At 47.5% G+C, this 24,323-nt stretch carries 19 protein-coding genes and 1 pseudogene; 6 read left to right on the forward strand and 14 right to left on the reverse strand.

All coding sequences use genetic code 11. The features are described 5' to 3' along the window. Positions 1 to 20 precede the first annotated feature (20 nt). Positions 21 to 2,453 (forward strand): methyl-accepting chemotaxis protein, encoded by a 2,433-nt coding sequence (locus ACKU35_RS18885; protein WP_319761797.1) that lies wholly within the window; start codon positions 21 to 23, stop codon positions 2,451 to 2,453. A gap of 175 nt (positions 2,454 to 2,628) precedes the next feature. After that, entirely contained in the window at positions 2,629 to 4,158 is a 1,530-nt protein-coding gene (locus ACKU35_RS18890) for a DUF1566 domain-containing protein (protein WP_319761798.1), read from the forward strand. Positions 4,159 to 4,214: 56 nt separating this feature from the next. On the opposite strand, the gene ACKU35_RS18895 is transcribed toward ACKU35_RS18890, so the two are convergent. Together ACKU35_RS18895 and ACKU35_RS18900 are read right to left on the reverse strand one after the other, a co-directional pair. After that, entirely contained in the window at positions 4,215 to 5,438 is a 1,224-nt protein-coding gene (locus ACKU35_RS18895; RefSeq protein ID WP_319761800.1) for an NAD(P)-dependent oxidoreductase, read from the reverse strand. Between the two features lie 200 nt (positions 5,439 to 5,638). Continuing rightward, positions 5,639 to 6,295, reverse strand: coding sequence for a nitrite reductase (locus tag ACKU35_RS18900; RefSeq protein ID WP_319761802.1), 657 nt, complete (start codon positions 6,293 to 6,295; stop codon positions 5,639 to 5,641). Positions 6,296 to 6,604: 309 nt separating this feature from the next. Here ACKU35_RS18900 and ACKU35_RS18905 point away from each other — a divergent pair, with 309 nt between their 5' ends. After that, positions 6,605 to 7,381 carry a transporter substrate-binding domain-containing protein gene (locus ACKU35_RS18905; RefSeq protein WP_319761804.1) on the forward strand — a complete coding sequence of 259 codons (777 nt, stop codon included), beginning with the start codon at positions 6,605 to 6,607 and terminating at the stop codon, positions 7,379 to 7,381. 92 nt (positions 7,382 to 7,473) lie between these two features. Continuing rightward, positions 7,474 to 8,247, forward strand: coding sequence for a hypothetical protein (locus ACKU35_RS18910; RefSeq protein WP_319761805.1), 774 nt, complete (start codon positions 7,474 to 7,476; stop codon positions 8,245 to 8,247). On the opposite strand, the gene ACKU35_RS18915 is transcribed toward ACKU35_RS18910, so the two are convergent. Then, a complete protein-coding gene (locus ACKU35_RS18915) occupies positions 8,219 to 8,566 on the reverse strand; it encodes a helix-turn-helix transcriptional regulator (RefSeq protein ID WP_319761807.1) in 348 nt (115 codons plus the stop codon). The genes ACKU35_RS18910 and ACKU35_RS18915 overlap by 29 nt on opposite strands. Positions 8,567 to 8,663: 97 nt before the next feature. Here ACKU35_RS18915 and ACKU35_RS18920 point away from each other — a divergent pair, with 97 nt between their 5' ends. Continuing rightward, the gene (locus ACKU35_RS18920; protein ID WP_319761809.1) at positions 8,664 to 8,870 is read left to right on the forward strand and encodes a hypothetical protein; all 207 of its coding nucleotides are present in this window, start codon (positions 8,664 to 8,666) and stop codon (positions 8,868 to 8,870) included. Positions 8,871 to 8,914: 44 nt separating this feature from the next. Here the strand turns inward: ACKU35_RS18920 and ACKU35_RS18925 are convergent, their stop codons facing one another. The 7 genes and pseudogenes from ACKU35_RS18925 to ACKU35_RS18955 all read right to left on the reverse strand — a co-directional run bounded on the left by ACKU35_RS18925 (position 8,915) and on the right by ACKU35_RS18955 (position 14,323). Next, on the reverse strand, positions 8,915 to 9,763 hold the full coding sequence (locus tag ACKU35_RS18925) for a uridine kinase (protein WP_319761811.1): 849 nt from the start codon (positions 9,761 to 9,763) through the stop codon (positions 8,915 to 8,917). Between the two features lie 75 nt (positions 9,764 to 9,838). Further along, complete coding sequence (locus ACKU35_RS18930) at positions 9,839 to 11,032, reverse strand: putative sulfate/molybdate transporter (protein ID WP_319761813.1); 1,194 nt, start codon at positions 11,030 to 11,032, stop codon at positions 9,839 to 9,841. 174 nt (positions 11,033 to 11,206) lie between these two features. After that, complete coding sequence (gene prxU, locus ACKU35_RS18935) at positions 11,207 to 11,932, reverse strand: thioredoxin-dependent peroxiredoxin (protein ID WP_319761815.1); 726 nt, start codon at positions 11,930 to 11,932, stop codon at positions 11,207 to 11,209. 206 nt (positions 11,933 to 12,138) lie between these two features. Then, positions 12,139 to 12,414, reverse strand: a complete 276-nt coding sequence (locus ACKU35_RS18940; protein WP_319761817.1) for a hypothetical protein — start codon at positions 12,412 to 12,414, stop codon at positions 12,139 to 12,141. Positions 12,415 to 12,515: 101 nt separating this feature from the next. Next, a complete protein-coding gene (locus ACKU35_RS18945; RefSeq protein WP_319761819.1) occupies positions 12,516 to 12,989 on the reverse strand; it encodes a methylglyoxal synthase in 474 nt (157 codons plus the stop codon). A gap of 153 nt (positions 12,990 to 13,142) precedes the next feature. Continuing rightward, positions 13,143 to 13,451 (reverse strand): annotated as a pseudogene (locus ACKU35_RS18950) (Spx/MgsR family RNA polymerase-binding regulatory protein); the annotation flags it as partial. A gap of 131 nt (positions 13,452 to 13,582) precedes the next feature. After that, positions 13,583 to 14,323 carry a hypothetical protein gene (locus tag ACKU35_RS18955; protein ID WP_319761821.1) on the reverse strand — a complete coding sequence of 247 codons (741 nt, stop codon included), beginning with the start codon at positions 14,321 to 14,323 and terminating at the stop codon, positions 13,583 to 13,585. A gap of 82 nt (positions 14,324 to 14,405) precedes the next feature. Between ACKU35_RS18955 and ACKU35_RS18960 the strand changes: the two genes are divergently transcribed. Continuing rightward, positions 14,406 to 16,052 carry a glycosyltransferase gene (locus tag ACKU35_RS18960; protein WP_319761823.1) on the forward strand — a complete coding sequence of 549 codons (1,647 nt, stop codon included), beginning with the start codon at positions 14,406 to 14,408 and terminating at the stop codon, positions 16,050 to 16,052. 59 nt (positions 16,053 to 16,111) lie between these two features. Here ACKU35_RS18960 and ACKU35_RS18965 read toward each other — a convergent pair whose 3' ends face one another. The 4 genes from ACKU35_RS18965 to ACKU35_RS18980 all read right to left on the reverse strand — a co-directional run bounded on the left by ACKU35_RS18965 (position 16,112) and on the right by ACKU35_RS18980 (position 24,203). Further along, positions 16,112 to 18,118: a methyl-accepting chemotaxis protein gene (locus tag ACKU35_RS18965; RefSeq protein WP_319761825.1), complete on the reverse strand. Its 2,007-nt coding sequence runs from the start codon at positions 18,116 to 18,118 to the stop codon at positions 16,112 to 16,114. 291 nt (positions 18,119 to 18,409) lie between these two features. Further along, positions 18,410 to 19,009 carry a flavodoxin family protein gene (locus ACKU35_RS18970; protein WP_319761827.1) on the reverse strand — a complete coding sequence of 200 codons (600 nt, stop codon included), beginning with the start codon at positions 19,007 to 19,009 and terminating at the stop codon, positions 18,410 to 18,412. A gap of 164 nt (positions 19,010 to 19,173) precedes the next feature. After that, positions 19,174 to 20,649 carry an adenylate/guanylate cyclase domain-containing protein gene (locus ACKU35_RS18975; protein ID WP_319761829.1) on the reverse strand — a complete coding sequence of 492 codons (1,476 nt, stop codon included), beginning with the start codon at positions 20,647 to 20,649 and terminating at the stop codon, positions 19,174 to 19,176. A gap of 254 nt (positions 20,650 to 20,903) precedes the next feature. Further along, entirely contained in the window at positions 20,904 to 24,203 is a 3,300-nt protein-coding gene (locus tag ACKU35_RS18980; RefSeq protein ID WP_319761831.1) for a S8 family serine peptidase, read from the reverse strand. Positions 24,204 to 24,323 lie beyond the last annotated feature (120 nt).

The raw sequence follows: 24,323 nt of genomic DNA on the forward strand, positions 1-24,323 counted from the left end.
AATATGAGGGGGGGCGGAAAATGCTCAAAAATTTAAAGGTAACGACTAAAATCGCTATAGGATTTGGGCTCATTCTAAGCCTGCTGGCTGCAACCGCAGGACTGGGAATCCTGAAACTAAGTGATAATTCAGCAGGTTTTACCGAGTATCAGACTCTGGCCGGCCAAACAAATCTGGCCGGACGCATCCAGAGCAATCTTCTATTGGCCCGCACGGAAGCAAAAGACTTCATGAATACCGGAAATGATAAGGCATTGAATCGGTATAATAAACGGATGGCAAGACTTAAAAAGCTCCTCCGGGAGGAAGAAAGCAACACAGTCCCAGCTGAACAGGCCGGATTAATAGATAAAATACGACAGGAAATCGCCACCTACGAAAGCACCTTCAATATTTTTATTTCAGCAAGCCAAGCGGAAAAGCAGTCGATCAATCAATCGACAGAAAACGGAAAAGTACTGGAAAACGGCCTTGAAACACTACTGCAGAGTGCTAACGAAAGAGAAGACAACTTTCTTATAGCCATGGTGCAGAAAAGTAAGGCCGCATTATTCAAGGCAAAGCTCGCCAACTCTATTTTTATATATAAGACCAAACTGAAAGCTGATGCGGAAAAAGCAATAGAACTGCTGGAAGAATTTGAAAAAAGTGTCGGAGATATCCAGAACGTACTCTATTCTCCCTCGGACCTTGGACTTATAAACGAGCTGAATACAAACAATGAACAGTACGTCCTGCATACCCGGAAAATAATTAAGTCTAACATCGCGCAGGTTACGGCAAAGGAAAAGCTGGACTCTCTGGGGCCGGTCACCGCCCAGCATATTAATGATTTCAAAATGTCCATCATGGAAAAACAGGAAGAGTTGGGTCCGCGCATGAAAAAGACCATTGCCGCAGCCCAAAACAACATGAGCATAATATCGCTCATTGCCATCATCGCCGGAATTGTCCTCGCATTCTTTATCTCCCGCAGCATCACCGTCCCGCTGGCTAAAGCCCGCGCCTTTATGCTGGATCTGGCAAACGGCAACCTCGACAGCAAAATGGAGGTGGACCAGAAAGATGAAGTGGGCATGATATGCAAGGATATGGTTCAGGTAGAAAGGACCCTGCGTCAGGTAATGCTTGAAATAAGTACCGCGATCACCGGAATAGAAGAAGGCAGGATAGACAGTCAGGCTGATGGCAGCGGATTCAAAGGCAGCTATGTAGAGCTGATCGACCGCACAAATATGGCGCTGAATGTAATGAGATCTTTTATTGATGATGTCCCGCTGCCGGTTATGACCATGGACCGCGACATGAATATCCTTTTCATGAACAAACCGGGGATAAAACTTCTCGGAAAATCTCTGGATGAGCTCAAAAAGGGCAAGTGCTCCTCCATTATCAAAACCCAAGACTGCGGAACCGATAAGTGCGCCTGCGCCAAGTCATTTCTTTCCCGCAAACAGGAAAAAGGTACAACCAATGCGAAGATCCCCACGGGCAGTCTGGATATCGACTACATAGGTGTCCCCATTGAAAAAGACGGAAGAGTCGTCGGCGCGCTGGAAGTAATCCTCGATCAGACTTCAATCCGCGAGAATCAACGCATAATGAAAGATGTTGCAGACCGCACGCAGCACGTTGTGGAACAACTTTCTTCCGCAAGCGAAGAACTGGCCGCACAGGTGGAGCAGATCAGTAACGGCTCCGAAATTCAGCATGAACGGATAACCGAAACCGCCACAGCCATGGAACAGATGAACAGCACCATCATGGAAGTGGCTCGCAACGCTTCCAACGCTTCCGGTAAAGGCATGGAAGCAAAACAGCAGGCGGAAGAAGGTGCCCTGATAGTTTCCCAGTCAATAAATTCCATTACTGAAGTCAGCAGCATTGCCGGCGACCTGCGCAACAGCATGACCGGCCTCGGCGAGCAGACCGAATCCATCAGCACAGTCATGGATGTAATTTCCGACATTGCCGATCAGACCAACCTGCTGGCCCTGAACGCGGCGATCGAAGCAGCCCGTGCAGGAGAAGCCGGACGCGGATTCGCAGTTGTAGCCGATGAGGTCCGCAAACTGGCGGAAAAAACCATGGCAGCAACCCATGAAGTGGGCAACAACGTGGAAAGCATACAGCAGGCCGTGCGCAACAATATGCTCGAGGTGGAAAATGCTGTTGAAGCGGTTGAGAAAACGACAGAGCTTGCATCCCGCTCAGGCTCTTCTCTTGAATCAATCGTAACGACTGTAGAGTACAGCGCAAATCAGGTGGAAGGTATCGCCGCAGCCTCCGAAGAACAATCCAGCGCTTCAGAGCAGATAAACAATGCCCTGAATGAAATAAACAGCATAACCCGTGAGACCGCTGACGGCATACATCAATCAGCTAAAGCTGTTCAGGAACTGGCAGCAATGTCCAGCGAACTGAATGACTTGATTAAAGAACTACAGGAATAAGCAACTTCTCAAATACACATATATCCCGGCTGGTCTCACGACTTGCCGGGATTTTTTCTTTTCAGCTTAAAAAACTACCGGGAAACACCTGAACAGACTCTCCAGTATAAAAACATTTTCGCTGGCTATAAAACCATTCTTTGTGATTTAATCCAAGAGAACAACAGGAGTACGTATGCGAATATATAAACTACTGATTATGTTCGGGAGCCTGTTAATGTGTGCAAGTCCCGCATGGCCCGGAGATTATCCCATCGTGGACAGCGGCCAGCAGGCATGTTTTGACAATTCCCGCCAAATACATTGCCCGGACAAGGGTGACGAATTTTATGGTCAGGATGCTCAGTACAAGGGCAACCAGCCGCGTTTCAGAGATAACAAAGACGGGACAATCGCGGATCTTGTCACCGGATTAGTCTGGATAAAAGCCCGTGGTGACAAGCTATCCTGGCAGGCGGCCATGGCGGGAGCCGGGGATTGCCGGGTTGGAGGGTATACAGACTGGCGTGCGCCGACCATTAAAGAATTATACTCCCTTATCGACTTTAACGGCAGAGTTATCGGAGATGCCTCGGTTTCCATTCCATTCATCAATACTCAATATTTCGATTTCAAACTGGGTGATACATCCAGAGGGGAACGGATCATTGATTGTCAGGACTGGTCCGCTACCACCTATGCAGGTAAAACCATGGGCGGTAATCCTACTGCCTTCGGGGTCAACTTCGCTGACGGACGCATCAAGGGATACGGTAAAAACGGTCGTGGCAAACGTGGAAAAAAATATATCCGGTACGTACGAGGCAATCCTGATTATGGGAAAAATATTTTCGTAGATCAGGCCGACGGCACCATTAAAGACTCTGCCACCGGTCTGATCTGGCAAAAAACAGATAGTGGTAAAACACTGAACTGGGAAGAAGCGCTAAGATATTGCGAAAACCTGAATTATGCAGGACACAGCGGCTGGAGGCTGCCGAATGCTAAGGAGCTGCAATCCATCGTAGATTACTCCCGCAGCCCTAAAACAAGCGGCACCGCAGCCATTGATCCTATTTTCAATGTCACGGACACCGAATCCTACTATTGGTCATCAACAACCCACATGGATGGTCCCAAAGCAGGCGACCACGCGGCATACATAGCTTTCGGACGGTGCATGGGCTACTTCTCCACTCCCCGCAGCGGCAATAAAAGATGGATGGACGTACACGGGGCCGGGGCCCAACGCAGTGATCCCAAATCAGGTAACCCCGAAGCCTACCCCAACGGACGCGGCCCACAAGGCGATGACATCCGCATATACAATTACGTTCGCTGCGTTTCAGGAGGACAAGCGAATCCGTACGATCCCCCTTACATAAAAATTCCATCCATTAGCGGAAGAACCTCTGAATCAGGACTAGGCCATATGGGAAATAATGGGCATAAATTCCATCAGAATCAGGGGATTAATTCGGGAACGGGACAGGGATTACGACAGAGCGGGGCAGGTAGCGAAAACATGGGGAGAAATCGAGGAAAGCATCAAGGCCCTCCCCCGGAAGCCTTTACCGCCTGCAATGGAAAATCACGCGGGGAAGACTGTATTGTAGAAACTCCACGCGGCAGAATTTCCGGAATTTGCCGGGAACGATCAGGGCAAACCTTCTGCGTTCCCACAGGCCACGGCGGACGGGCAACAGGCGCAGGACTCAGACAATAAAAAATGCCCGGAGCGACTTAGCGCTCCGGGCAATTCATATTCAGTAATTCTAAACTCTAACTGCTTTCAACATAATCCATAATAGCCTGCGCCGAATTCTTAGAGCAGCGCACGGCCTCAGCAACTGTTCTGGCACCGGTAACAACGTCACCGGAAGCGAAGATCCCTTCACGGGTGGTGCGGCCTTCTTCATCAGTAATGACCAGCCCGGTCTTACCGATTTCAATACCGGTCAGATTATTGCGAGGAGCCTGACTGACTGCGATAAAGATGGAATCAGCCTCTTCCAACACCTCAGAGTCTTCCACGCAGACCAGCTTAACTTTTCCGTCTTCCCCGGTTTCTTTTTCCGTGCGTACACAGACTACGCCTTCCTCGGTCAATTCAAGCGGGGAATGGTAAAATTTAAAACGAACGCCATCGAGTTTGGCATATTCAAATTCATACTTGGTAGCGGAAACATCTTCCTCTCCCCGACGGTAAAGCACAGTAACTGCCTCGGCCCCTTTTCGCAGGGCGGTGCGGGCCACATCCATAGCCACGTTGCCAGCGCCAATAACCGCGACCTTCTTACCAAGCTGGTAGACATCTGGATTCTTCAAATAGTTAATGGCGTAATGCACATGGCCGAAGGTTTCACCCTTTAACCGTAGAGGACGCGGGTTCCACACCCCGGTACCGATAAAGATGGCCTTGTAGCCGTCACGCAACAGATCATCGAGTGAAATAACCGGTCCGATGAGCATGTTGGGACGTATTTTAACGCCCAGCTGCACCAGCACGTCGCGTAGTTTTTCAAGAATATCCTTGGGCAAGCGGAACTCAGGAATACCGTACTGTAGCACCCCGCCGATTTTATCTTCGGATTCAAAAATGGTGACCTCATAACCTTTCAGCGCTAAAATAAAAGCCACAGTGATACCGGCCGGCCCGGAGCCTACAACCGCAATTCTGGCTTTACGCTTTTCAAGACGTTTCGGCTGGAACTGCTCCAGATAGTAGCGGGAGATGTAGTTTTCAATATCGCTGCACTGCACCGGCGCACTTTTGCGCCCCAGAATACAATGCCCTTCACAAAAATTTTCGTGGGGACAGATGAGCGAACAGACCACGGAAAGTGGATTGTTCGCGAAAAGCATGGCCCCGGCCTCCTGCATCCTGCCGTCCAGCAGAAGCTCAATCATTTTATTGATCGGTGTACCGAGGGGACAGCCCTTGCTGCACAATGGTTTCTTGCATTGCAGGCAACGGCTCGCCTCTTCAATGATGTGTTTTCCCATATGAATGATGTGTGGTTTGATCCCTCAATGAAAGGAACCTGATTTTCTTAAGATGAAAGGAAAGTAGTGCGTGGAAAGGCGTTGATAGCAGGGCCGGACAGGAAGGTCCAGCTCTGCCGTTCTTATTAGTTGTATACTATTTACCGTAAAAAGGCGGATCCCCAAAGAATCCGCCTTTAATCATGATCTTGCAAAAAAAACTATTTCAAAGCTTCAAGCAACGCCTCTTCGCCAAGACGATCAATCATACCGCTGATACGTTCACGTTTACGTCCGTTTTCCTTATAGAAATCAAGGGCCTTAACTATCAGCGAAAGAGCCTCATCTTCACTTAGCTTGGTGCCTATTTTTACTCCGGAGCGGACATTTCTCGCCGCGCCACCGCCGAAAAGGACATCCCAGCCTTTAGGTGTTCCGACCAGACCGATATCTCGCACATTGCTGAATCCGCAACTGATTTTACAGCCGGACACACCGCTTTTAATTTTGAAGGGATACGGGCCGTTCTGCAAGACGATTTCAAGCAGTTTCTTACCCATACCACGGCTATCCTGAACACCGTATTTACAGAGACCCACGCCGGTACAGACATTTACGGTCGGCGGAGCCTTCTTAACAGAAGTACCGATGGCGGCAACAACTTCATCAAGTTTATCCTTTGCGATACCTTCCAGATTCAAACGTTGACCGCTGGTCACACGCAGGGAAGTCAGATTAAACTTGGACATGACCTCCATAACTGTCTTCATCATACCGGGAGTGAATTCGCCCTGATTAAGTGCGATACGCAAAGCGTAGGTGTCATTCTTACGCTCTACCGGCATGACGACAAGAGGTTCAGCAACAATATTATCCATAAAAACTCCTTATTCTTTTTAATAATTTTCACTTACATCAGAGTGTAAACTTCTGCAAATTATGAAAGCTGTACCGCTAACCAGATAAAGTAAAGAACATTATTACTAGCACGGGTATAAGCATTGAGGAGGCAATGATTGTAACTGATTCACGCATTCTGGATCACATCGGTTCGGAGATGCTTATATAGAAATGGGCTGCCCGTGGCACTAGGATAAAATTTTAGCTGACCGATGCTTCTGGAAGTATTACCCCGATATTTCAAGGTAGTACTTTATTTTTTATTATAAATTCAGTAGGCAAATACGATGAAGCATCTTTTAACAGTCTTATTGGCAGTCATAATCTTAGCGCTAACTTCAGTTTCTGCTTTGGCTCAAGAAATTATTGTTCCGTTAAATCATTTTCCTCCATGGCGCATAGTGGATAAGAATTATCAAGTCGGTGGTATTAATGTAGAATTGATGAATGCCCTGCTGCGAAAGCTCGATTTGAAGGCCACCTACGTCATCCGTCCATGGAAAAGAGCGCAGAGGATGATTAAGAATGGTTCAGCCGATATTATGAACGGTTTGCTCAAATCTCAGGCACGGGCAAAAGACATGATATTCCTAGATCCTCCATACAAAACGCAAAGCTCCAAGGCTTTTTACACTCTAAAAAGCAAGCCAATAAAAATAAATACCTACGAAGATTTATACAAATACAAAATAGGGATAACCCTTGGCTCAAAATTTTTTCCCAGATTCGACAGTGACACGAAGCTGAGCAAAGATATGTGTAAGGACGCATCCACCAATTTCAAAAAACTGGAGCGAGGACGGATAGACACCATTATTTTGACCGAAACCGTGGGAGATTACCTGCTCCATAAGCTAAACTATCAAGATAAGATGGAAAAAGAACCGTATGTATACAGCGAACCACTTTCGGTCTATTTCGCAGTCTCTAAAAAATCTTTTTTGGCAAAACGGGTGCCTGAGCTTAATGCCGCACTGAAAAAAATGGTTGAATCAGGTGAAGTAAGGAGCATAATTGATAATTTTATGGCTCGACAAAAAAATTATCAGAATAATCCATTGTAACATCCCCTACCGTTTCAGCAGTACAGAGGTAGAAGTTGACTGAATCTCAAAGGGATGGGATATGTGCATTCTATTCAAAAAGGAGAGAATGAATGCTTATATACATGGGATTTGACGATACCGATGATAAAAACGCCCCCATAGGAACCGGACGGCTGGTCCGTGAATTCGTATACGGGCTGGAAACCGACTACCTTGTTATAGGCATTGTCCGCCATCAGCTGCCCCGGCTGGAAGACATTCCATACACTTCAAATAACAGTTCGGCCTGCGCTATCATTGACATTTCCAACGACGGCAACCTTGCCGTTCTGCGCGATCAGGCTACCGCACATCTGAAAAAATATTGCGCACCCGGCAGTGATCCGGGACTTTGCATTGCACGCGAAACAGAAGTTAACAACGAGATCATTGAATTTTCCAAGAATGTCACCGGACACAGGCAGACTCAGAAAGACGCCATGCACGCGGCCCGCAACATTGAACTATACGGGCTGGGCGGCACCAATGACGGTATCATTGGAGCCACCGCCGCGGTTGGGTTGACAGCTTACGGCTGGTGCGGACGGTTCATTGAATACGGACGCCTGCGCGACCTGGGCACAAGTCTGCATGTTCAGGACCTGCATGAAGCCGGAATAGACGTCATTTCAACTGACCGTGACCCGCTGGTCCCCCTCCCCGGCGATGAAATCCGCAATGCCTCATGGATCAGACCCTCGCTCTGGGCAGGCCGCCCTGTGCTGCAGGTAAAACGCATCGATTACGGCATATGGGAACCGGCTCACGGGAAACGCAAAAAAGGTCACAACTTACAGCCGAATTCCTCGGAAAAATCTAGCGTCCTTCCTTGTAACGGGCAATAAAGCTGTTTAGCGCGTCACGCTGGCGCTCCATGTGGATTATCCACGCATCAAGAATCTCCAGACCTTCCGGGGTGATGGAATAAACCCGCTTGGCCGGTCCATCACCCTGCGCATCCCACTCTGATTGCACCAGACCCTCTTCATCCATCTGCCGTAAATGCCGATAGATCATTCCCGGAGGGGCCTCACCGCGTAGAAAACCATACCCGCTAATGGTCTGTATAAGCTCATAACCGTACGAAGATCCTGACTTTAAGGCCATCAATAGGGATGGCTGAATATACCGCTGCGGCTTGCCCCCGCCTGCTTTTTTCGACATTTTTCACCTGTTCTTCTTGACTATATGTTCTTAGAGGATATATATCTAGTATAGACGAATATCCATAAAGACACAACTAAACGCTTAAGGAGGCTTTATGAAAATTTTCGTAAGAGAAAGAGTAAGGGCCAACGAAGGGAATCAGCGTCCCCGTTACCGCGTTGTGGGTGTACAGGGTGAAGGGTTGACGCTCAAGGTCAAGCGCATCCGTAAATGCGAACTCAAGCAACTCGCAAAGCATACCGGCGCGGAAATCGTTTATCTGGAACGTGATGGTAAGGGAAACGAAGGAAAGAAAAAATAAACAAAAAGGGGAACAGTTTTAAACTGTTCCCCTTTATCATTTAATTACTTGTAAACAATGGTTCCGACATGTTCTCCGCGCAACGCGGCATGTACTGCTTCGGGTTCACGCAGCACATCAACAATCTGAAACTGCTTGAGGGTCTTGGCATTCTTGAGAAAAGTCAGGACAGCCCGCTCGACGATGAGATCATCAAGATCCATCTCAATCAGCTCGTCAACGTGGATACGATCATAAAACTTAAGGGTTTCACGATTCTTGGCTTTCTTAGGATCATCTTCATAAAGCCCCTTTTCATCTTTCAGATAGAGAACCGACTTGGCACCTATATTTTCAGCCAGCAGAAATGCTCCGGAATCAGTACGGTGCGGAGGGATAGATCCAACTTCCGCCGGATGTTCAAAAAATCCATAAGGGGGAATACCGGTGGTGATAGGCAGATAGCCCAGTTGGCAATACATATTCAGCTGCTCAAGATGGTCGCCGTGACCGATCTTAACACCGCCGTGCTTAGCCAGCAGTACAGAAAGGATTTCCGCATTCTGCCATGAGACCTTATCACCGAGTTTGGAGAGCACCCCGGTAGGCATGCCCAGATCCACGCCGATATTATAAACGTGACGGGCGCGGGTTCCGCCTCCGGTCATGAGCAGTATTTTGTGTTCTTCCTTGGCCTTGACCAACTCATCGAGGATAGGCAGCAGGGCTTTGGCACCGCGGTCCATGATGGACTGACCGCCGATCTTAAGCACGTTAACGTCCGGCTGCATGTGAAAATACTCATCCGCCTCGGTATTCCGCAGACAATCCTTACCGACAAGGGATTCACCGAGCAGTCTGGTTTCTATATGCAAACGGCCCTTTTCACCATCTTCCTTAATTAACTTACCCATAAAACCCTCCGTTTTGTTCTCGGTACCAGCGGCCCCATAAGTTTACGGTGATACATAATCATAAACTATTAACGTCTATTGCAACACCTTAAATTTTGATAAAATCATACTCACAACAATACCGGCTCCGAAAGCCCATGCCAGATTGGTAACCAGCGTCAGTATCAGCATCAGCGCGATAACGGCCTGAGCGGCTCTTGAGGTCATATCCCGAAGGGCCAGCACGAGTTGCAGGCCGGCGAAGACCAGCAGCACACCGAGAACTCCCATGGGGATCAGCTGCAATACTTTGATTGATTGAGCTCCGAAACCGATTGCGAGCAGTACAAATAATCCGCCTACTATAAAATTCGAACCGCAAGTCCGTGCTCCGAAACGATAATGAGCCGCCAGCCCCCCTGCTCCGTGGCAGACAGGCATCCCGCCTATCAAAGCGGCAAATCCGTTGGCAATGCCCATGCTTACGCACAAAGCCCTATCAGTAACCCTGCGCCCTTCATCGCCAAAATATTCGTAGCTTAAATCCCGGTTGGCTATAACCGCATTCCCGAGTGTCATGGGAATCTGCGGCAGCACCAAGGCCAGCAGAGCAAAGGAAAATTCATCGGCAGTAGGGAACCCGAAAGGCATCAGTTGCGGCAGATGAAATCCGAAGCTGAGGTCAGCAAGACCCTGCCATGCCCCGAATAGTCCACCTAATAAAGCGCCGCAGCCCACAGCAACCAATCCCGCTGGAATTTTTTTGTTATTGATCAGTTTCAGGGAGATAAGCCCAAAAACTATGCCGAACAAAGCGCTGAGCGGAAGCGGACCCAATGACTGAACACTCAGAAAAGGCTCCACCTTTCCCAGACTTTTCTGTAAACCGCTGATCCCGACGACAAGAAACAACCCTTTTTTGATCAGCAGAATACCGGTGGAGACCTGTACTCCGCGAATAACCGGCAGTGGAATCAAACGGGCAGCCTTTTTGACCAGCCCGCTGGAACCGAGAAAAAACAGGAAAACGGCTATAATGTACCCGGCTCCGTTAATTACCGCGGGACTGAGTGATTGTGAGATGGCGTAGGCCGCTACGACTTTCATGGGCTGCACCGCAATGGGCACACGGTAATACATTCCACCGAAAATATAGAAAAAACCCACAGTAAGAAAAACCCCGGTAGCGGAGAGTCCGTTGACCATGATCATGGCAAAGGCAAGAGGCAGCAAAGCTCCCAAGTCACCTACAGCTCCGGCCCATTCCATCCTGTTAAAACTGATATGCACTGCAACTCCTGTATTTGGTTCAGCTCAGAAGATGATACTATATTACGTAAGAAATCCACAACCTTTTTTAAAGCTGACAATGCGGATATAATTAATTTTTTTCAGGACAGCATAAGAAGACTCCCGAAAAGAACTACGCTGATCGGGAGTCGTTTATCAATACTTTCGATAGGACTAATCTTCAAAGGCCATGGATACTTTCCAGGCTTCCCAAACCTTGCCCACCAGTTCCGGTCCGGGTTTGAGAACAGTCTTACCGGGTTTCCAGCCCGAGGGGCAAACCTCTGCAGCACCGGTTTTCCTTACATGCTGGTAAGCCTGAATCTGACGCAGGGTTTCAGAGACGTTGCGGCCCACAGGCGGTGTCAGCACTTCATACCCCACAATCACGCCGTCAGGATCGATGAGGAAGCGTCCTCTGATATCAACTCCGGCGTCTTCATCATACACACCGTAAAGCTCGCCCACTTTACCGCCACCGTCAGAAAGCATGGGGAACGGCACTTTTCCGGCGCTGATCATTTTTGAGAGTTCGTCCTGTTCCCAGACCTTGTGGACAAAAACGCTGTCCGTACTCATGGAAAGAACCTGAACACCTAGAGCTTTGAATTCAGCATATTTTTCGGCGACCGCCGAAACTTCGGTAGCTCAGACAAAGGTGAAGTCACCGGGGTAGAAACATAGAACCACCCACTGGCCCGCGTAATCTGAAAGTTTAACTTCTTTAAATCCACCATCCTGATAAGCCATGGCGCTAAAATCAGGTGCTTTCTGTCCTGCTTTAATCATGTTTCCTGCTCCTTCGATGGTTTCGGAGGTTTCATTATCAACTTCAGGCTGCACTTCTCCGGCGCTACTGCCGGAGGGCTTTGAACAGCCGACTAGTTGTGATTTTACCATTATTTAATTCCTCCATTTTTACTTACACATATCAACACAACCGATAGATTGAAAGAGATTTAATTAAAAATTGCTATAACACATAGTTTATTGCAACTGTAGGCAATGTACGGACGGTCTCTTAGGCATTGCGAAACACAAAATTGCCCACAAAAAAAGGGCCTTGCGTATAAACGCAAGGCCCTTAAAATTTTTTTGATTCGGATTTACCAGGGCATTGGATCGGGAAGGATGACCTCATCAGAATAGTCGTATTGATCAAACTGTTCCGAGAACCAGTCAAAAAACTCGAAGTAGGGAAAAATCTTACGCCCTGCTTCAACCTTATCCAAGGCCTTCTCACCTGAAACATCAATTACCTTGGAGTCAAGAGCCATGATGGGCACTAAATCTTCAGGGCAGACATAGGCTACGTTGCCTACCACATAATACCTGATATCATTGTTTTTATAAGTAACTTTTTTCACCGTTGTTTTGCTCATATACACCTCACGCATAATCTAAATTTGATTCAAGAGGTCATAAATCAAATAAGAACTGCGCACAACCGAGCATACCGGCACATTAGGCAGACCCGCCCGGCTTACAATTTGCGCTGAGTGTAATCTCTGAAATCGGTTTCCTTACGCTGGAATTCACCTTCAAAGAATTGTGAAGATATCAGGAATTCCGCGGTGGAGCGGTTACTGGCGGTCGGAATATTGTAAAGCACAGCCAAACGCAGCAGCGCTTTCACATCAACATCATGCGGCTGGGGCTGCATGGGGTCCCAGAAGAAAATCAGCACATCAATCTTGCCTTCGGAAATCATGGCTCCAAGCTGCTGGTCTCCCCCTAACGGACCGGATTTCAATTTATTCACCGGTTTGAAATCGTATCCGTCTTCACTCATCTGAGCCACCCTGGCCTTAATCATATCCTCTACCAATCCACCGGTAGTTCCGGTTGCCACCAGGTTATGGCGACGAAGAATGTTATGATTACAATCCACAAAATCGAGCAATTCGCTTTTACAATTATCATGCGCAACAACTGCTATATTTTTCATCAGGCTCATGTTTTCATCCTCATAAAGTTTAATAAGTCAACTGCACTATGACACGGGGCTGGATGAATGTCACTTCGCCGGTGCGACGAACAGGAAACGAATGGACATAAAAAAGGCTGCCTAAAATCAGCAGCCCCGGTATTACACGATAGAAATACAAATCTAAAAATGCTCTTCCCATTCCTTTTGCTTAAAACCGATAAGTACAAAATCAACAGCCACAAGCACAGGACGTTTACAGAGCATTCCGTCACCGGAAATCAGTTCAAAGAGCTCAACATCAGACATAGAATCGATGCGCTCTTTCAAGCCCATTTCCTTGTATTTTTTGCCGTTGGTGTTCACAAATTTCTTTTTATCTACCCCTGCAATTTTCTGCCATGCGAGGAATTCCTCTTTCGTCGGGGTCTCTTTTACAATATGGCGGATTGTGAATTCCACCCCTCTTTCTTCAAGCCAAGCCTTGGCTTTTCGGGAGGTTGTTCAACTGGGATAGTGTAGTAAAATCATATTTTTCATCTCCATCTGACGGTTGCACACATTTCAGATTACCGGAGATATTATTATCACAAATAGAAAACAGTCACAATCATAGAAAAACCTTAAAAAGAGTGAAATTCACGGCAGGCAGCCAGTTCCCGTTTAAGTTGGCTTTCATACTCAGGACCCAGCCGGGCGGTCATGTACTTCTGCTGGACCTCGGCGGCAGTGGATAAAAATCCTTCCACTTTCTTTGCTGTGCTGTGATAGATATGGCGGACAGTGACCTGATGGTCGACCACAACCGGAAATCCGGCTCGATGCAAAGCCAGTGAATTCCAGACATCCACCCCGTAACCGTAGATGTTGCCGTCATAATCAAGCCCGCCGATCCGGCTTAGGCAATCGATGTTGAATAATGGCGAGATGCCGTCAATATACGGTACGAGGGAATACTGCACCTCCGGTTTTTCCACCATGTGGGGATGATACGGACTGCGGTGGGTTGCCGGGGAATAAACTCCGATCGGACCTATTTTCGCGTCCAGAAATTCTAGACGTTTCCATGCCTTGAGAATGTGCGGAGGTTTGGAGCCGAACCAGATATCATTATTCAAAAACCAGAGATGGGTATAGCCACGGTTTTCAAATTCCCGCAAACAATAGTCCAGCGCCCCGGCCCAATAGAGATTTTGATCCAGCCTGCGCCAGGAACCGGGAAAGGGAATCGGTGCGCAATTATCAAGAACAAAAATATGCTCCACCCAGCCCGGATCAGAAAGTTCAAGCTGTTCTTTTACCCTCACCGTCAGGGCCGGATCGCCATAATGAAGGATAACTATCGCCAAACGTCTGTCTGCCACGGCAAACTCCTTGCAATGCATAAGGATTAACTAGTAAAGGAACACTCTAGAAGCAATTAACAAATCCATCAAGGGCAGCATTATGGAAACAATCTGGAACATCCTTTCGCGCGAACTCGCGATGAAATTTCTGGCCGGGGGAGTTGGCCGAACCCATCTGACCTCTATCGGGTACCAGTGCATCGAACTGAGCAAAAGCGATCCTGCCCAACGCGATTTATACATCCGGCTGGCCTTCGAAACCCTGCTTTCCGCATGGTGCCATGACCCACTGAATCTGCAAAGTACAGAACTGCAACGTAATCTCATGGGTCAGGACGGTCCGGATTCGCCCATGGGCAAAATGTTGAACCGAATTATAGAAAATTCCCGAGACAAAAATTTTACGGATCTGGAAAAACGCCTGCACGCCCTGATGAGTAGGGAACGTTTTGGGCCGGCGGCCGAAGTGCTGGCCAAATCCATTACTGAAAATCCGGGTTCCCTACCGCTGCTTAAACTTTCCACCGAGCTATTTGATGCAACCGGAGAGAAACAGTTCCTGAAAATATCTCTACAACTACTTGAAAATATCGAGTTCCACGAGATGGAACCGCTTCGCGATTTCCTTTCCGCCAACTTAGCCTTCGGGATGGAAGATTACCCAAAAGCGGCTATCCACTACCAGACAGCTTACAACACCGGTTCTTTTCCCGAAGCCCTGCCCCGATTGGGTGAAAGCTTGCTGCGAATGGGCAACAGGGCGGAGGCGATCAGGATTTACAGACAGGACGCGAAGGCACGCCCGTGGCGAGTCAATACCCTGCTGCGTACCGCCGATCTCATTAATGAAACCGACCAGCAAAGCTGCCCTCCACCGGGCCGGGTGGCAATACTTATCTATAGTTTCAACAAGGCCGCAGAACTTGACGCAACCCTGCAAAGCATTTTTTCCACCCGCTACGAGAACACATTTCTGGCTGTACTTGATAATGGCAGCACTGACGGAACATCCGAAGTCATCGACAAATGGGAAGCCGTAAGCAAAGACCGCCCGGACCTGCCCCTGACGCGCTTCGACCTGCATGTAAATATCGGGGCACCCGCCGCCAGGAACTGGCTGCTCTTTCATCCTTTGATGGCCGAAGCGGACTTTGCGGCATTTCTTGATGATGACGCCCTGCCTCCGGGAGACTGGCTGCTCAAACTTGGTGCGGCAATCAAAGCATACCCCGAGGCGGGAGTCTGGGGCTGCAAAGTGGTTGATGCGCCTAACCCGCGCAGACTTCAAAGCACCGACCTGCACATCAAACAGGACTCAGGCAAATCAGGTCCGCTACTGCGCACAACCGATATTCAGCTCCAAACTATGGATTTCGGGCAGTTTGATTATCTGCGCCCATGCGCCTCGGTTACTGGATGCTGCCACATCATACGCATGGCAGACATCAAAAAAACAGGCGGATTCGATATTCGCTTCTCCCCCTCGCAGTTTGATGATCTGGACCGGGATTTAAGACTCTGCCAAATGGGCATGATGCCGGTCTATCAGGGACATTTAAAGGTCAAACATTTAAAGCGCACCGGAGCCGCAGGAGCAACAAACCAAAAGGCCGCCGCAGTCCAGATAGGCAATCAGTCCCGGCTGGACATGAAATATTCTGCCCATGACGCCCGAAATATATGTAATGCTGATTTTGAAGCAGCATATGAAGATATATTGAAAAAAGAAGCATTGTTACTGAAATAATAAGGTCTCCATGAAGAATCATGGAGACCTTATTCGTACTGACTTATATGCTGAGTTAACTAAAACTTTTCAAAATCGCTATCATCAGCATCCATATCCAGCGAAAGTCCGCCGAACTCGGAAGATTCAGCCTTTACCGGACGTGCGGTAGGAGCCTGCACTGGAGCGCTCCCTGTATTCTTTGGTTGTGCCGATTCCTTTCTGGAGGGGGCTACCGGAAGGGCTTTAGGCTTGGAGTATGAAGAATTTCCATAGCCGCTCACCTTGAAAAAGGACATGGAATTTTCGAGCATAGCGCTCTGGGAGGAAAGCTCCTCACTGGTGGAGGCCATTTCCTCTGAGGCGGAAGCATTCTGCTGGATCACTGAATCAAGCTGAGTAATAGCCTTGCTGATCTGTTCCGCACCGGAATTCTGCTCCGTGCTGGCTGAAGCTATTTCCTGCACCAGCTCTGCAGTTTTCTGAATATTGGGAACAAGATTTTCAAGCATCTCGCCTGCTTTCTCAGCTACAGTCACCGTGGAGGAAGACAATTCACTGATTTCTCCGGCGGCATTACCGCTGCGCTCAGCCAATTTACGAACTTCGGCAGCAACTACGGCGAACCCTTTACCATGCTCCCCGGCACGGGCGGCCTCAATGGCGGCGTTCAGGGCCAGCAGGTTGGTCTGGCGGGCAATCTCCTCAATAATGGAAATCTTCTCAGCGATATTCTTCATTGCTGCAACCGCTTCAGATACAGCGGCCCCGCTTTCCTGTGCATCGGAAGATGACTTCAGGGCAATATCTTCAGTAGTCTGGGCATTTAAGGTGTTCTGTTTGATGTTGCTGGCCATTTCTTCGATGGATGCGGAAACTTCTTCAATGGATGCAGCCTGTTCGGTTGCCCCCTGAGAAAGGCCTTCTGCTGAAGCGGAAAGTTCGGTACTTCCGGAAGCGACATTCCCGGCTCCGGCGCGCACATCGGAGACAACCTGAGTAAGCTGTTCGGCCATATCCCGCATATTGCCATAAACACCGATGGCTGGCTCGGCGAATTTGAGGTCAAGATCCCCACCTGCGATACTGCGGGCTACATCTGCGATTTCCGCAGGATCACTGCCGAGCTGTTTATTTACGGTTCTGATAATGAATCCGGCAGTAACGATACCTACGGCGAGAGCAATTAAACTAATAATCACCGCAATCATAATAGCCTGTTTATTGGCGGCCTGCAGTTTCGGTCCCAACTCATTCTGTTCCGTCATCACTGAAAGTTTTACATCCTCAACTCCCTGAGCGATTGCCGGACCGAGTTTATCCAGATGTCCTTCAACTATATCATTGCGGGTAAATATAACTTTAGTCAGACTTTTAAAGGCTGCCGCATACTTTTTCTGCAGGTCAATAACCTCACTCAGTAAACGCCGTCTTTCCTGATTTCGTAGATTAAGGTCCAACTCAGCGAGCAGCTTACCCAAAGCTTCCATCTCAATGCCTACCCTATCTAACGAGGACTGCGCATTATCTTCCAAAAATTTAACCACATAAAGGCGGGCAAGCAGCAGGTTGCGCATGGCGTAGCCGCTTTTTACCACCGCAATCATATTGTTATCGCGCTCGGAGGTGCGCAGGATACGAGTCAACGTTTTTTCCATTTGCGGACCTACTACATTAAGAACATTATCTACGTAATTATTTCGTTCGTCCCTTATTTTTCTTATTTGATTGAAATACTCTCCGTAATCTTTAACCTTTTTATCAACATCAGTTATAAGATCAGTCCGCTCAGGATCATTGATATCAGCAATAGCCTCATCCAAAAACTCACGCATTTTGCTGAAGTAATCATCAAACTGTTTTAAATCACGATCACTCCCGGTAAGGATGAAGTCTTTAACATTCATGCGCACCATGAGCATATTCGCCTGAAGCCTTCCACTCAAATTGGTAATCTTTGCCAATCCTCTGTATTGCGTAAACCCTTCACTGGAATCATCAAGAGCCTTGAACGAAATTACAGCCAGTATAAGCAATAAACCAAGAACAGAACCAAAACCGAGCATCAATTTAGCCGATAACTTCATATCATCCCCCAGAAGACTATTTTGTAGGACCAGCATTACATATAGCTGGATATAACAATGAAAATATACAGTACAATAATTTTAGTTATCTTTGAACGTTTTTTTAAAGATTGTACAATGGGACAAAACAAGTCGAAAAAGGGGTCAAAACACACTAAATCGATTACTATCAATTTTTAAGCCAATTACAGTTAATTATTATAAAAAAAGGACCGATTGATATATCAATCGATCCTGAACAGATTTCGTTTTTCTTAATGGTTATATATGATCAGCCTTAACCGTGCCGGATCAAGCTTTGGGAAAACTGTCCATATGCGGAGCTATGGCTTTACCGAGCCAGTTGATGGACTGCCCGAGATTCACCATATTGGCCATGCCTTCGGCGTCATCAGCAACTTCACCCTTGTTCAGGCCGTAACCCATATTCCAATAGGTAGCGCCGGGTATGATCATACCGTTAATCTGAAACAGATGATTGATTGTATCAAACACATGGGTTGCGCCACCGCGTCGCACAGCGACAACTGCCCCGCCGATCTTGCCCGCAAACTGACGGTCATTGGCAAGGGCCAAAAAACCGGAACGATCAATCAAAGCCTTAATTTCGGCACTCACATCTGCAAAATAAGTGGGGGAGCCAATAACTATAGCGTCTGCGGCCACCATTTTTTCATAGACTTCATTAAATTTATCGTTATCCACAACACATTTATTATCTTTATTTTCCCAGCACTTCATGCACGCCATACAACCACGTATTTTCTTTCCGCCAAGCTGGTAGAATTCTGTATCCCACCCGGCAGCTTCAAGCGGTTCAAGGACTTTTTTCAACATGATTTCGGTATTGCCACCCTTGCGCGGACTGCCATTGATTGCGATTACGTTCATTTTATCTCCCTTTGTTTTTAATTCGGGTAATGATGAATTTCCAAAAAACCGGAATAGATCTTATACATAAAAAAGCTAATAATTAAGATTCAACATAAACAGACCGCATAGCACATCAGACTTTTAGCTGGCATCCGAACCGAGCAAAAGACGAGACCGGAAAATTATAGTGCGGGATTTATGATTGTCTGCATCAAACAACGAACGGAAACCAGACCGAGAAATTCACCGTCCCTTGTTACCGCAAGAGGATCAAAGGTATAAGTTCCCTCACGGGAAAGTGCTGTTTTCGCGGCCTTAGCCAGATCCGATTCCGCTGAAAGGACGAGCAATTCCTTATCCATAATTACAGTAACAGAACAATTCATAAAAAGAGCTTTGTCAGTCTCCATCCGCACGATCTCTTCCATCCTCCATTTGGTAATCACTCCCACCGGAGAGAGGCCATCGAGCACCACAAGACAGGACCATTCACCGCTATCGCGCAGATTAAGCAGAGCATCCGAAACCTTGCTATCAATAGAAATAGTTTTGGCGGGCCAGACCATTTCCCCTAATGAGCCCGGCAATTCCTGCTTCACATCACCAGCCTTGCCGATGACCTGATAAGTGCGAATTGAATGCGGCACCCCCTTCACATGAATAGGAGCCCTTCCGAGACAACGAAAATCATCCTTCACTAAGGCCCATGTTTCATGAGATATCAGGATCTGGTCCGGGGGGGCGTTCTGCTCCAATCTAGCGGCAACATTCACCTGTCCACCGATAATGGTATAATCCATCAATTGCTTGGAACCAAAATTGCCCACCGTGCAGAACCCGGTATTAATCCCCATGCGCACCTTGAAAGGAGATGAAATTCCCAGGTCAAACCATTGCTGCTGCATTTCCTTTAGCGCATCACGCATTTCAATTGCCATATTAACACAAGATACGGCATCCTCCTTATATCCCTGAGAGACAGGATCACCAAAAAAGATAAGAACTGCGTCACCGATAAACTTATCGATGGTCCCCCCGTGTTTGATAGCTATGGAAGACATGCGGTCAAGATAATTATTCAAGAGAATGGTCATGTCTTCCGGCTCCATACGCTCGGTAGTGGAGGTGAAGCTCACGATATCTGAGAAAAAAATAGTCAGTTTTTTACGCTTGGCTCCAATGAGCGGATCATGCTTGCCGTAAAAAATAGATTCATAAACCTGCGGCGAAAGATAACGGCCCAATTTTTCCGAAAGGCCGGCCAGCCTCTCGGACTGTTCTTTCTGGATAAGTACGGAAGCTATGCGCCGCAGCACCATGGGAGGGCTAAGCGGGCGACGGATAAAATCCATGGCACCGGACTCAAACCAGTGAAGTTCATCTTTCGGTGATCTGCTGGCTGTGATAAAAATTACCGGAATATGGGATGTAGAATCACTATCCCTTATCTTTTTACAGAGTTCACAGCTTTTCATCTCCGGTAAATCAGCATTAAGAAGAATAAGATCGGGCTGCTCACGAACGGCCACATCAAAAACATGCAGAACGTTCATAGCCATTAACAAAGCATAATCCTCACGCAGAATCTGTGCGAATAGATCCATTTCAGCCTTAATATCATCTACTATAAAAATTACCGGCCGATTATGTCGGGGCATGCCGTTCTCCTCTATGCATTGTTCTTAATATGCGACATTACCCAACTACAGGGGATATTAAAACAAAAATATTAAATCGTACTCCTTACGGGAAAAGAGAAAAGAGCGGCCCTTATTGCTCGGGCCGCTCTTTTGGTATGTTATATAACAAATGGTTTAGCCTAAAGATGAAATCTAAAAACTTTATTAACTCCGACTTCAAATCAAAAATATACTCGGTTTAAAGACTGACTCAATAAAATTTAATACCACCGCTAGCACTCCTTTGATCTCCGATCAGCATAAAGACGCAGAGCAATTGCAAGAAGCGCAAACAAAATAAGTACCGGAACACCTATATCATCATCGGTACCGATGACACATCCTGCTGATCCAGCGGGACTATTTGAGCCCAGTATCTGCGGATCATCAATCACACCTGTTTCCGGGTTTACGTCATATTCTCCGCCATCTTTAATTACCGATACAACATAATATGAATTTGCGGTGCTCAGCTTGGTATTAGGATCTATGAAATGCCCGGAAACATCGGAAAGCCACCAATTACCATCGCTGTAATTTTTATATCCCGCATATTTAAAATCCTTACTGGTCCCGTTGCTGTATAACTTGGTCAGAACCAGATCTTCGGCTGAGATTGCGGGCAGACCGCTTACCGCATACTTGATGCTCAAAGTACTGTCAGAGAGAGTCTGCAAGCGGAATGAAGTCTCGGCGCTGTACACATTTTCCAGAGAGGTTCCATATCCGGCATTCACACTTTCCGCGGAGCAGCTTGCGCTTGATTTATGCAAAAGAGTAGCGGGAGGAGCATCCGGCTGTTCCGTGTCAATTTCAACTTCACCATCCGTCGGTTTTTCGCCAACCATGCCGCTCATAACCAGAGCGTATGGCTGTGGTCCTTCAGGAAGGTTGGATACCGAAACCTCTGCCTTATAAATTCCGTGCTCGGGATTTTCTATGGTAACAGATTCAGTGTTATTAATATGGTCCAAATCAGTAGCGGGCGAAGCTGTTCTGAAATTAGCAACTATAGCGGGAGTTATCGTAGCGGTTTGCCATACACCTCCATCCTTTACCAATCCACGAGAAGTAGGATTACCTGTGGCACAGCAAACACCTAATGAAGTACTCGTTTTTTCAACCGCAACGACTATATTCCCGGAAAAAATATTTAATCCCACAGGCAAAGCATATTCACCTGAAGGAATGTATGCAAAGGACTTTCTGAAAAGTTCTTCACCCACTCCCCCTGAATAGCTGTAAACCACCACGTCAACTTGTGATACCAGACTATTCTCGTTTCTAAAAGCCACAAGGACTGACTCCAGAGAACAGGGATAAGATGGTGGGGTAAACATTATTCCGGCTGAAGAACCTGTATAAAAACCTGAAACAGAAGAAACATATAAGTACTGAGTAAGCGAGCTTAATCCCATCGCATTGTCCGGGTAAACCCATGTTCCGTCCGGCTTTTGAACCCTTAGATCAAGATCATTAACCAGCCCTCCCTGAACCGCCGGCGTTCCCGGGTAATCAGTCCAGCCAAGGGTGGCTTTAAAAGGCTTGTTGGCATCTTCCACATCGAACGTAAACGTTTTGACGTATGAATTATCAGCTGGAGCGGAACTTTTAATATCGTGATATTCGATTTTGCAACTGCTATCAGAATTAATGGAACGGCTCAGGTCGACCCGGCCCCACCCCTGCGCGAAGTCCGGCTGCCCGGATATTTCACGATAAGCCTCTGTTCCGAATTGGCCCGGTGCAAGTGAGACGGAACCGTGGATAATACCGGTTTTAATAAGTGCAGCACTTGGGTCGGCAATCCTCTCCTCTTCAATCAGATATTCCCGCATCAATGCAGCCATGCCGGCAACGAGAGGAGTAGCCATGCTGGTACCGCCGGACCAGTAATAATTATCATCGAAAGGCCCCCAACCGTCTCCAACCTGAAAGGATGAACGGGTGGACAAAATATTTGTCCCCGGGGCGACGACCTCCGGCTTATACCTTCCGTCAAGCGTTGGCCCCCGGCTGGAGAATGAAGCCAGACCATATGGTTTATCTGAGAATAAATCAGAACTGATCGGTTCCGCGTATGTACGAAACAGGCCATATGATCTTGAGGCAAACCCCTCATCCGCCCCCATGCGATAAGACTCGGAAGCCCCTACAGAGAGGCAGTTTTTTGCTGTTGCCGGAGAATCGATTGAATAAGGATCGACAATTCCGTTCATATCTTTATCATATCCATTATTACCGGCAGCATAGAGTATTAAAAAATCTTTATTAGTCCACATAAACTGATCAACAGTTAAGGACTCACTACTATAACTTCCTGCTCCTGATGTTCCCCAACTGTTTGTATGGATGCGTGCTCCGGCATCGTAAGCGGGCTGAAAAAGTTCCGAAATATCACTAGGAATCCCCGGTAAACCGGAGCTTCCATCCTCAGCTCCGACACTCTGGAAAAACAGATCCGCCTCGGGGGCAATACCGGCATAACTGGTAGAAGGAAAAAATTCAGACTGCGGGGATGCCCCGGAAGCCATTCCGTTACCGGCTACAGTCCCGGCCACGTGGGTTCCATGCCCGATGTAATCTTTAGCGCTGGCTTTATCAAAAACGGTGTCGGTTACTCTGCTGCCACCTTGTCCGTCGCTGAAATCTTCGTGCATATTGTCAGGATCACCACTATCAATACCACTGTCACAGATGGCTATGAGCTGCCCTTTACCGAATAGCTTAGTTCCTGAGACAGGCCATACTTTTTCCTGTTCGAACCGAGCCTCGATTATGCCGGTCGAAATATTGTTGTCCATTCTGTGTATGGGTGCTCTTTCAATCCATTTTACGCCCTTGATGTCCTTAAGGGCGCTGATCTTCTCAACAGGTATGCTGACACCGATCTGGATTCCCCAGTCCGAGGAATCTTCACTAAGAACGGTGCCTCCCGCTGTGCGGATACTGCTGAGCAGGGCTGAACGGCTCTCACCGGGAAAAGCCAGAATCCGCAGCTCCATTAATCCGCCCCGCTTTTCCAGCTCCCCGGGAGTGACGTCAAAAAGGCGGTTTGATAATTTCAACTCGGGTTCATATTCACCTATCCACCGTACAAAACCGCAGCGCTTAACCGAATCAACCTTGGAAGTTCCCAGCTTAACGATAAAAGCGTATTGGGGAACATAATCATGAAAAACCGCCCCAAGACCTTTAAGTGTTTCTTTCCATTCTTCCTGAACCGGTCCGTTGAACTGGATAATATAATAATCGTATTTTTCCACTTCAACGTCAGCGGAAAAAGAAAAAAGTCTGGTCATGGTTCGCGCAAAAGACGTGGAGACTGAGGGTGCTTCAGTTTTTTTTGTGGAGGCGGCACTATCCTCGGGCAGGAGTTTGGGGACTAACTTTTCTTTTAACGGGTCGAGGTGCCTGTTCTGAAAATAAAGCTGAGGTTGAGAACCGGCGACAGCCGGGGATATTGTAATAAAAGAGCCTAAAATCAGAATAAAGAATGCAAGAATAAATACTGAAAAAGACATCCATCTCATAGCGCAGACAACTCCGTATGTTCGTGTCGCATTGAGATATTTAATAAAATACACTTCTGTCAAGCAGGATTCAAGTGGCAGCTTACGACAACCTTAAGGCTATATCAAAAAACAATGCAT

The organism is Maridesulfovibrio sp., assembly GCF_963676065.1.
Classification (GTDB): Bacteria; Desulfobacterota; Desulfovibrionia; order Desulfovibrionales; family Desulfovibrionaceae; genus Maridesulfovibrio.